The organism is Frankia sp. CoWAU3 (assembly GCF_977971855.1).
On the sequence record NZ_CDWWXB010000117.1, the window covers coordinates 1 to 10,235 of the forward strand.

Below are 10,235 nucleotides of genomic sequence, written 5' to 3' on the forward strand. Positions count from 1 at the left end.
CGGTGCTGCTGAGGCTCGCGCGGGGCGCGGGCGCCCGCTCCCTCGGGGGGATGTCGGCTGACGACGGCCTGCTTCGCCGGCCGCTGCTCGGGATCCGCCGCGCGGACACCAGGGCCGCTTGCCTCGCCGAGGGGCTCGAGGTGTGGGATGACCCGACGAACCGGGACCCAGCGTTCACCCGGTCCCGGGTGCGTTACACGGTCCTGCCAGTGCTGGAGACGGAGCTCGGCCCGGGCATCGCCGAGTCGCTGGCGCGCAGTGCCGATCTGCTGCGGGCCGACGCGGACGCTTTGGACGCCATGGCCGCCGAGGTCTACGGCAAGGTCGTCAGGGCTCGTGGCCGGCCGTGCACCGGCGAGGTCGCCTTCGACGTCGCCGCGCTGGCCGGGCTCACCGCGGCGGTCCGCGGTCGGCTGCTGCGCCGGGCGGCCATCGACGTCGGAGCGTCGGCCTCCGCGCTGCGCGCGGAGCACATCTGGGCGGTGGAGGAGCTGGTGACGCGGTGGCGCGGGCAGAAGCCGGTACCGCTTCCCACCGGCGTGCTCGCCCGGCGATGGGAGAACAGGGTCACGCTGACCGGGCCGGTGGTTCCTCCACCGCCGCCAGCCGGCCCCGCCGCCCGACGGTCGGATGCCGTCACCGCGCCACACATCGAGGAGGACGACCAGGTGAGTCAGACCGCGACGACGACCCCCGACGCCGGAAGCGCCCATGACGGCCCCCGGCACAGCCCGCATCCCGACATCGCCGAGGTCCTGGTCAGCTCGGACGAGATCGCCGCGAAGATCGTTGAGCTCGCGGCCAGGGTGGACGCCGACTACGCCGGCCGGGAGATCCTGCTCGTGGGCGTGCTCAAGGGCGCCGTCATGGTCATGGCGGACCTGTCCCGCGCGCTGACGGTCCCGCTGACCATGGAGTTCATGGCGGTCTCCTCGTACGGGTCGTCAACCTCCTCGTCCGGGGTGGTGCGCATCCTCAAGGATCTGGACCGGTCGATCGAGGGCCGGGACGTCCTGGTGGTCGAGGACATCATCGACTCCGGGCTGACCCTGTCCTGGCTGCTGAAGAACCTGCGCTCACGCGGCCCCGCCTCGCTCGAGGTCCTGGCGCTCTTCCGTAAGCCCGAGGCTGTCACCGTGGACGTGGATGTCCGATATGTCGGCTTCGATCTTCCCGGCGCCTTCGTCGTCGGGTACGGCCTTGACTACTCGGAGTACTATCGAACCCTGCCGTTCGTCGGGACCCTCACGCCCGCGGCGATCGAGAGGGGCGCCCCGGCCTGAGCCCGCCGGCCTTCCGCCCGTTCGGATACGCCCTCGGTCACCGCATCCGCCACGAGCGAAACACCGAACACCATCAGACCGCCACGATCGGAACAGCGCGGGCCGCCGATCCGTTGGTCGGATGTACGCGCGGTGAGATGCGCGCACCGGCGGTACCCTCGGCACAAGGGAATCCCGATCGAGGGCAGCACACACGTCAGGAGGGTGGAGCGCTCGTGTCCGGTGCTCCAGACAGATGACTCCAAGAAGAATCTTCCGCGGCTGGGTGCCACTGCTGCTCCTGGTCCTGTTCGTGATCATTCTCACGACGGGCGTCCTCTCGGGTCCCAGTGAGTACGGCAAGCGAGACCTGAACTTCGTCCAGCAGCAGATCGACGAAGGCCGGGTGGCGAAGGCCAAGATCCAGGATTCGAAGCAGCTCATCCAGATCCAGACGAAGGACGGCCAGAAGTTCGAGTCGTCCTATGTCACCGAACAGGGTGTCGTCCTGGCGAACGAGCTCCGCAACAAGCGGGTCGCCTACGACGTCTCGGTCGACCGTGGAAACATCCTGGTCTCGCTCCTGCTGAACCTGCTGCCCGTACTACTGGTCGTCCTTCTGCTGTTCTTCTTCATGAACCAGATGCAGGGCGGCGGTAACCGGGTCATGAACTTCGGCAAGTCCAAGGCGAAGCTGGTGAGCAAGGACACGCCGAAGACGACGTTCGCCGACGTGGCCGGTGCGGACGAGGCCATCGAGGAGCTCGAAGAGATCAAGGAGTTCCTCGAAAACCCGGGCAAGTTCCAGGCGATCGGAGCCAAGATTCCCAAGGGGGTCCTGCTCTACGGCCCGCCGGGAACCGGCAAGACGCTGCTGGCCCGGGCCGTCGCGGGTGAGGCTGGGGTGCCCTTCTACTCCATCTCGGGTTCCGACTTCGTCGAGATGTTCGTCGGTGTCGGCGCCAGTCGGGTTCGCGACCTGTTCGAACAGGCCAAGGCCAACGCGCCCGCCATCATCTTCGTCGACGAGATCGACGCCGTGGGCCGCCACCGCGGAGCGGGACTCGGCGGTGGCCACGACGAGCGGGAGCAGACGCTCAACCAGCTCCTGGTCGAGATGGACGGGTTCGACGTCAAGGGCGGGGTCATCCTCATCGCTGCGACGAACCGGCCCGACATCCTCGACCCGGCCCTGCTGCGGCCCGGCCGCTTCGACCGGCAGATCGTCGTGGATCGGCCGGACCTGCTCGGCCGCGAGGCCATCCTGCGGGTGCACGCCAAGGGCAAGCCGATCGGCCCGGACGCCGACATGATGGTCATCGCCCGGCGGACCCCCGGGTTCACCGGTGCCGATCTCGCCAACGTACTGAACGAGGCGGCCTTGCTGGCCGCCCGCTCCAACCTGAAATTCATCTCGTCGGCGCTGCTCGAGGAGTCCATCGACCGCGTGATGGCGGGACCGGAGCGCAAGACCCGCGCGATGAGCGACAAGGAGAAGAAGCGCATCGCTTACCACGAGGGCGGCCACGCCCTGGTCGCGCACGCGCTGCCCAACTCCGACCCGGTGCACAAGGTGACCATCCTGCCCCGGGGGCGCGCGCTCGGGTACACGATGCAGCTTCCCCTGGAGGACAAGTACCTCTCGACCCGCTCGGAAATGCTCGACCGCCTCGCCGTCCTGCTCGGCGGGCGCACCGCCGAGGAGCTGGTGTTCCACGACCCGACCACGGGGGCGAGCGACGACATCGAGAAGGCCACCCAGATCTCGCGAGCAATGATCACCCAGTACGGGATGAGCGACAAGCTCGGCGCGATCAAGTTCGGCACCGAGAACAGCGAGGTCTTCCTCGGCAAGGAGGTCGGCCACCAACGCGACTACTCCGAAGAGGTCGCCAGTGAGATCGACATCGAGGTGCGCCGGCTGATCGAGGCCGCACACGACGAGGCCTGGGAGATCCTGGTGACCTACCGGGATGTACTGGACAACCTCGTGTTGCGGCTGATGGACACCGAGACGCTGAGCAAGGACGAGGTCGCCGAGGTCTTCACGACGGTCCAGAAACGCCCCGTGCGTGGCATCTACACCGGGGTGGGGCGTCGCGTCCCCTCCGACCGGCCACCGGTGCAGACCCCGGCCGAGCTCGGCCTGCTGACGGCGGATGTCGCCGACCTGGTGAACGACCCGGGCCACGGTAATGGTGCCGCCGGACGCGGACCGGGCGGCAACGGAACCGGGGGCAACAGGGCCGGCGGTCACGGTCAGCCCGCCGGCGTGCCGGGGGCACCCGCGGGCTCGGGCCCCGGGGTCGACCCGTCCGGTCCGGGCGGGGGCGTGCCGCACGGCACGGATGTCGGTGCTCCGGGTGGGAATGGCAGCCCCGGGGGGCACGGTTATCCCCAGGGCCAGGGCGCGCCGGCGCCCCCCGGAGGCGAGGGTCCGGCCCATGACGGGCCGAGGATCGCCAACCCGTGGGCCCCGCCAAGCTGGCCGAGCGACGACGAGAGGAGACGCCGTTGACGTCTTATTCCGACGAGGCGTCCACTGCCGCGGGCGAACGACGAAGTGAATCATCTCCCGCGGCGGAGGCCCCAGGAATGGACGGTTTCGGCATCCCGGACCCCGACGGCGACGGCGACGGCGACGGACCGGCTGCGTCAACCCTGGCGCCGGGCAATGGCAGGCCGCGGCAGGTCCGTCCCTTCGACCACGACCGAGTCGCACGCGCAGTTCGTGAGCTACTGATCGGGATCGGCGAGGACCCGGACCGCGAGGGTCTTCGCAAGACCCCGGACCGGGTCGCGCGGGCTTACCGGGAAGCCGTCGAGGGTCTCGGCCGGGATCCCTCCGAGGTCCTGACCACCGTCTTCGATGAGGGCCACGACGAGATGGTGTTGGTCCGCGACATCGATTTCTCGTCGCTATGCGAACATCATCTGGTCGTGTTCTCCGGCAAGGCGCACGTCGCCTACATCCCCAACAGCAAGGGCCAGATCACGGGCCTGTCGAAGCTTGCCCGGCTGGTCGACCTCTACTCCCGTCGCCCGCAGGTCCAGGAACGGCTGACCTCGCAGATCGCGGACGCCCTCGTCGAGGTGCTCGACCCGCGCGGGGTGATGGTCGTCATCGAGGCGGAGCACCTGTGTATGTCGATGCGCGGTGTGCGCAAGCCCGGGGCCACCACGGTGACATCCGCGGTGCGTGGCCAGTTCCTCAGCACCGCTACCCGCAACGAGGGCATGTCGCTCATCCTGCACAGGTAGCTCCGGGTGGCAGGGATTACAGGCGGCAGGCCTGAATCCCGGAGACGAGGATGCCCCGGGCACCCAGCTCCCAGAGGTCGTCCATCATGCGGTTGACCTCGGCGCGCAGCACCATTGCCCGCACCGCGACCCAGTCCTCACGCTGCAACGGAGAGATCGTCGGGGACTCGTAGCCTGGCGTGATCTCGCATGCCTTGTCGAGCACGGCCGTCGGAACGTCGTAGTCCATCATCACATACCGCCGGGCGACCAGAACCCCCTGGACCCGGCGCAGCAGACGCTCATGCGAAGGGGACAGGTCCGCGCCCCTCTTGGCGATCACGATGGCCTCCGAGCGCAGGACCGGCTCGCCGAGCAGCTCCAGACCCGCGGCCTTGAGCGTACGGCCGGTCTCGACCACGTCGGCGACCGCGTCCGCGACACCGAGCCGCACCGCTGTCTCGACCGCGCCATCCAGAGTCACGATGCCACCCGGGGTGACCCCCCGACCGGCAAGGTCGGCTCGGACCAGCGCGGGGAACGACGTCGCGATCCGCTTGCCGGCGAGCTCCGTGATGTCCGCGAGCGTCCCCTCCGGAGAGGCGTAACGAAACGTGGCGAACCCGTATCCAAGCGGAACGAGCTCCTCGGCGGCGGCATTGCTATCGAGGAGGAGATCACGCCCGGTGATGCCAAGATCGAGAAGACCCGACCCGACGTAGACAGCGATATCCCGAGGGCGCAGGAAGAAGAACTCGATGTCGTTCTCGACATCGGCGATCACCAGCTCGCTCCCCTCGCGCCGCGCGAGGTAGCCGGCATCGGAGAGCAACTGACCGGAGGCGGCCGACAACGCCCCCTTGTTCGGAACCGCGATACGAAGCATCGTCACTACTCAGCGTCTACGAGAAAGGGCAAGGAATCGATCACAGATGGGAGTATACGTCGTCCAACGAAAGGCCTAGAGAAATCATCAGCAGCTGACTCCAGTAGAGCAACTGGGAGATCTCCTCGGCGGCCCTTCCCCGGCCTTCGTGCTCGGCCGCCATCCACGCTTCAGCGGCCTCCTCGACCAGTTTCTTGCCCAGATGGTGGACGCCCTGATCGAGCGCGGCGACAGTTCCCGAGCCGGGTGTCCGACGCCGCCATTTCTCGGCAAGCTCGACGAAGAGTTCGTCGAATGTTTTCAGGTTGGATACATTCGACGAATCGGATGCGCCGACGGATGGCACGGCGGGCCGATCGGCAGGGAGCATGCTCGGCATGCTACCCGTCACCGGGCGGACAACCTCCGCGCCGCGGGCCCGCGGTGCGGAGCGGCACACGACGACCACAGACACGCGCTCCGCGGCCAGCCGGCAAGCCGGTGCGACGGAGTCCTGCACCGGGGTCCCTGCACCGGCCGCCATGTTGCTGGTTGACTTGATGACTGTGTTGCCGCCCGCGATCGTCGCCACCGACCTGGACGGGACGCTGATCCGCAGCGACGGCACGGTGTCCGAACGCACCCGCGGGGCGTTGCGCCGGGTGGAACGCGCCGGGGCGACCGTGGTGTTCGTGACGGGACGACCCAGCCGGGTGATGGCTGGCGTCGTCGCCCAGACCGAGGTCTCCGGGCTCGCGATCTGCGCGAACGGCGCGCTGGTCTTCGATCTCGACTCCGGCGAGCCGGTCAGCCAGCGCTGTCTGGAATCGGCCACGGCCCTGCGGCTGGCGGCGGCGATCCGCGCCGCGGTTCCCGACGCGGTGTTCGCGGTCGAAAGCGGCGTGCGCTTCGGCCGGGAACCCGCCTTCGAGGCGATGTGGCCGGATCCCAAGGAGATCGTCGCGGAGTTCTCGGAGCTGCTGGGCGTCCTGCCGGCGACGAAACTGCTTGTCCGGCGGGGGGCGCTCCGTTCACGGAAGTGTACGACGCCATCGTCGAACTCGCCGGGGTGGACGCCGTCGTCACAACCTCCAGCGCGGACCTTCTCGAGATCGCGGGGCCGGGGGTGTCGAAGGCGGTGGCGCTGGCTGAACTCGCCGCCGGGCGGAGGGTGGTCGCCGCCGACGTCATCGCGTTCGGAGATATGCCGAACGATCTACCGATGTTCGCCTGGGCCGGATACGCGGTCGCCGTCGCGAATGCCCATCCCGAAGTACTGGCCGCTGCCGACGAGATCACCGTGTCGAATGATGAGAACGGAGTCGCGATCGTCCTGGAGCGGCTTTTCCCATAACCACGATGATCTTCCTGGGCATTCCGGTCCGTCCCGATCACGATCGGGCCGCATACCGGGCCGGGTACTCTCCATGAATACCCTCCGGACGGTTCCCGGTCGACGACGGGGATTCCCGGTGGACCGCCGCATTGATACCTGCCCGGCCGGATCCGGACACGCATCGCCTCCCGCTCCCGCGCTCCCGCGCTCCCGCGCTCCCGCAGCGTCCGCATGCGCAGCGTCATCCGAGCATGCCGCCCCGACACCCGGGCATGCCGCCCCGACACCCGTCGCACAGACGGGCCAGGATAGGGACATGGCACCCCTCGTCCAGGACTCGGCCTCATCCGGGCTGCCGGCTCACGAGATCGACGGCGAGTTCCTCGCCCTGCCGCGCACCGCACTCGCCGACGCGGCTCTGCAGACCGCACGTGATCTCGGTGCGACGCACGCCGACATCCGCGTCGAACGGCTCAAGGACTCCTCGCTGTCGTTCCGCGACGCCTCGCTGGAAAGTCGCCATGAAGGCGCGACGCTGGGCTTGGCTGTCCGGGTGGTGCACGGCGGCACCTGGGGTTTCGCCGCCGGCGTCGACCTGACGACGGCCGAGGCGGCACGGCTGGCCCGCGAAGCCGTCGAGATGGCCCGAGTCGCCGCCCCGCTCAACTCCGAACCAGTCGAACTCGCCGCGGAACCGACCCACACCGACGCGGTCTGGGTCTCGGCCTACGCGACCGATCCGTTCGCGGTCGACGCCCGGGACCGGGTCGAACGGGTCGGCGGCCTGTGTCGGACGCTGTTCGCGGCGCACGAGGTCGACCATGTCGACGGCCGGTTCAGCGCGGTGATGGAGAACAAGTACTACGCCGACCTGACCGGGACCACGACGACACAGCAACGGATGCGGGTGATCTGCCAGATCGAGGCGACCCGGGTCGATCCCGCGGGCGGCTTCGAGTCGATGCGCACGATCGCCCCGCCCGTCGGTCGAGGCTGGGAGTGGCTGGTGGCGGGCCCCGCGGCCGGCTGCTGGGACTGGGAGAGCGAGATCGATCTGATCCCGGGTCTGCTCGCCGAGAAGTCCAGGGCCTCCTCAGTCGAACCAGGGCCGTACGACCTGGTCATCGACCCGTCGAACCTGTGGCTGACGATCCACGAGTCGATCGGGCACGCCACCGAGCTCGATCGGGCGCTCGGCTACGAGGCCGCCTACGCCGGTACCTCCTTCGTCACCCTCGACCAGCTGGGCACGCTGCGGTACGGCTCCCCGGCGATGACCGTCACCGGGGACCGCACTGCCCTGCACGGGCTCGCGACCATCGGCTACGACGACGAGGGCGTGCAGACCCGCCGGTTCGACATCGTCCGCGACGGCCAGTTCGTCGGCTATCAGCTCGACCGGGCGATGGCGGCCCGCAATGCCGCCGTGCTCGGGGTCGACCGCTCCAATGGCTGCGCGTTCGCCGACTCCCCCGCCCATGTGCCGATCCAGCGGATGGCGAACGTCTCCCTGCTCCCGGCGCCTGGCGGCCCGTCGACCGAGGAGCTGATCAGCCGGGTCGACCGCGGTATCTACGTCGTCGGGGACAAGAGCTGGTCGATCGATATGCAGCGGTACAACTTCCAGTTCACCGGCCAGCGGTTCTACGAGATCCGCGCTGGTCGCATCGTCGGCCAGCTCCGCGACGTCGCCTACCAGGCGACGACGACCGACTTCTGGGGATCCCTGGAGGCCGTGGGAGGCCCCGAGACCTACGTGCTGGGCGGTGCGTTCAACTGCGGCAAGGGCCAACCCGGCCAGGTCGCGGCCGTCAGCCACGGCTGCCCGTCGGCTCTGTTCCGCGCCACCAACATTCTCAATGCTCGCCGAGAGGCCGGTCGATGAGCCGGCCGGCCGGACCGCAACCAGCCCCAGCCGACGGAGGAAGCACGGTGCGCGAGACCGCCCATGAGATCGTCGAACGCGCCCTGGGCCTGTCGAAGGCGGACGGCTGCGTAGTGATCGCCACCGAGTCCAGCGCGGTGAACCTGCGCTGGGCCAACAACACGTTGACGACCAACGGCGCCAGCCGGGATCGGTCGATCACCGTCATCAGCGTCATCGGCCGCTCGTTCGGGGTGCGGACGGCCTCCACCATCGACTCCCCCGGTTCCGGCGGCCACCCCACCGCGCGTCCCACCGACCTGCCGCATCCCACCGATGCCGACGGCCTCGCGGAACTCGTCCGCGCCGCCGAGGACGCGGCCCGGGAGGCCGAGGATGCCGAGGACTACACGGACCTGCTCGGGCTGGACACGACGGACGTCGGCGCGGGTGCGGGGTCGGCGGGTGCGGGGTCGGCGGGTGACGCGGCCGAGGCCTTCACCGATCCGGCCGCTCGGACCAGCACCACGGTGTTCGCCTCCTTCGCCCGAGACCTCGCGGAGGCGTTCGCCGCGGCGCAGGCGGGCGGGCGGCGGTTGTTCGGCTTCGCCGAGCACAATCTGACCACCACGTGGCTCGGGACGTCGACGGGGCTGCGGCTGCGGTACAGCCAGCCGACCGGCAGCGTGGAGTGGAACGCCAAGAGCGGCGTTCCCGGCGGCTCGGTCTGGCACGGCCAGTCGACCCGTGACTTCACCGACGTCGACGTCGCGGGTACCGACGCGGCGCTGCGCGACCGGCTGGCCTGGTGCAAACGGTCGCTGGAACTGCCGGCCGGCCGGTACGAGACGCTGCTGCCGCCCTCCGCGGTGGCGGATCTGATGATCTACATGTACTGGACGGCTGCCGGTCGGGACGCGGCCGAGGGCCGGACGGTCTTCAGCCGGGCCGGCGGCGGCACGCGTCTCGGCGAGGCGATCGGACCGGCGGGGCTGCGGCTGGCCAGCGATCCGCACGACCCGGAACTCGCGACGACCCCCTTCGTGACCGCGCAGTCCTCCTCGTCGATGTCCAGCGTCTTCGACAACGGACTGGCGCTGAGGCCCACCGACTGGATCTCGGATGGCACCCTCGCCGCCCTCGTGGAGACCCGCGCGTCCGCCCGTGCCACCGGGGTCCCGACCACCCCGATGATCGACAATCTGATCCTGGACGGCGGAGGCTCCGCGTCGTTGCAGGAGATGATCGCCTCGACGAAACGCGGGCTCCTGCTCACCAGCCTGTGGTATATCCGCGAAGTCGATCCCGAGGTGCTCCTGCTCACCGGCCTCACCCGGGACGGGGTCTACCTGGTGGAGAACGGTGAGGTCACCGGGGCCGTCAACAACTTCCGCTTCAACGAGTCACCGGTCGACCTGCTCGGCCGCCTGGCCGAGATCGGCGCCACCACCCGCACCATGGCGCGGGAATGGGCGGACTGGTTCACGCTCACCCGCATGCCCGCGGTACGGATCCCCGACTTCAACATGTCCTCGGTCAGCCCGGCGAACTGACCGCCGGCCGGGCCGGGGCATCGAACCATCGATGGTAAACCGCGAGCAGCCATGGCTCCCGGTTCACCATCGCGGGTCGATTCAGGAATGGGTCGATTCAGGGGCGGGTCAGTGA

At 69.3% G+C, this 10,235-nt stretch carries 7 protein-coding genes and 1 pseudogene; 6 read left to right on the forward strand and 2 right to left on the reverse strand.

The genetic code is table 11. The annotated features are described in order from the left end of the window. The 3 genes from hpt to folE form a co-directional block, all read left to right on the forward strand. Positions 1 to 1,283 (forward strand): hypoxanthine phosphoribosyltransferase (gene hpt, locus AC08ON_RS11580; RefSeq protein WP_476616946.1); only part of this gene is annotated, 1,283 nt, incomplete at its 5' end. 235 nt (positions 1,284 to 1,518) lie between these two features. After that, a complete protein-coding gene (ftsH, locus tag AC08ON_RS11585) occupies positions 1,519 to 3,780 on the forward strand; it encodes an ATP-dependent zinc metalloprotease FtsH (protein ID WP_476616947.1) in 2,262 nt (753 codons plus the stop codon). After that, positions 3,777 to 4,523 carry a GTP cyclohydrolase I FolE gene (gene folE / locus AC08ON_RS11590; protein ID WP_476606472.1) on the forward strand — a complete coding sequence of 249 codons (747 nt, stop codon included), beginning with the start codon at positions 3,777 to 3,779 and terminating at the stop codon, positions 4,521 to 4,523. Before ftsH ends, folE begins: the two co-directional genes overlap by 4 nt. A gap of 16 nt (positions 4,524 to 4,539) precedes the next feature. On the opposite strand, the gene hisG is transcribed toward folE, so the two are convergent. Then, positions 4,540 to 5,388, reverse strand: a complete 849-nt coding sequence (gene hisG, locus AC08ON_RS11595) for an ATP phosphoribosyltransferase (RefSeq protein ID WP_476606473.1) — start codon at positions 5,386 to 5,388, stop codon at positions 4,540 to 4,542. Positions 5,389 to 5,428: 40 nt separating this feature from the next. Further along, positions 5,429 to 5,911 carry a phosphoribosyl-ATP diphosphatase gene (locus tag AC08ON_RS11600; RefSeq protein WP_476606476.1) on the reverse strand — a complete coding sequence of 161 codons (483 nt, stop codon included), beginning with the start codon at positions 5,909 to 5,911 and terminating at the stop codon, positions 5,429 to 5,431. Between the two features lie 16 nt (positions 5,912 to 5,927). On the opposite strand from AC08ON_RS11600, the pseudogene AC08ON_RS11605 reads away from it, so the two are divergent. The 3 genes and pseudogenes from AC08ON_RS11605 (at position 5,928) to AC08ON_RS11615 (ending at position 10,120) form a co-directional block, all read left to right on the forward strand. Then, positions 5,928 to 6,721 (forward strand): annotated as a pseudogene (locus AC08ON_RS11605) (Cof-type HAD-IIB family hydrolase). A 298-nt stretch (positions 6,722 to 7,019) separates the two neighbouring features. Continuing rightward, on the forward strand, positions 7,020 to 8,588 hold the full coding sequence (locus AC08ON_RS11610) for a TldD/PmbA family protein (protein ID WP_476606474.1): 1,569 nt from the start codon (positions 7,020 to 7,022) through the stop codon (positions 8,586 to 8,588). Beyond that, complete coding sequence (locus AC08ON_RS11615) at positions 8,585 to 10,120, forward strand: metallopeptidase TldD-related protein (RefSeq protein WP_476616948.1); 1,536 nt, start codon at positions 8,585 to 8,587, stop codon at positions 10,118 to 10,120. Before AC08ON_RS11610 ends, AC08ON_RS11615 begins: the two co-directional genes overlap by 4 nt. Positions 10,121 to 10,235: the final 115 nt, after the last annotated feature.

Coding starts and splice junctions, on each gene's coding strand:
- hisG (WP_476606473.1), bottom strand. CDS start 5,388: ATGCTTCGTATCGCGGTTCCGAACAAGGGGGCGTTGTCGGCCGCCTCC.
- AC08ON_RS11600 (WP_476606476.1), bottom strand. CDS start 5,911: ATGGCGGCCGGTGCAGGGACCCCGGTGCAGGACTCCGTCGCACCGGCT.
- AC08ON_RS11610 (WP_476606474.1), top strand. CDS start 7,020: ATGGCACCCCTCGTCCAGGACTCGGCCTCATCCGGGCTGCCGGCTCAC.
- ftsH (WP_476616947.1), top strand. CDS start 1,519: ATGACTCCAAGAAGAATCTTCCGCGGCTGGGTGCCACTGCTGCTCCTG.
- AC08ON_RS11615 (WP_476616948.1), top strand. CDS start 8,585: ATGAGCCGGCCGGCCGGACCGCAACCAGCCCCAGCCGACGGAGGAAGC.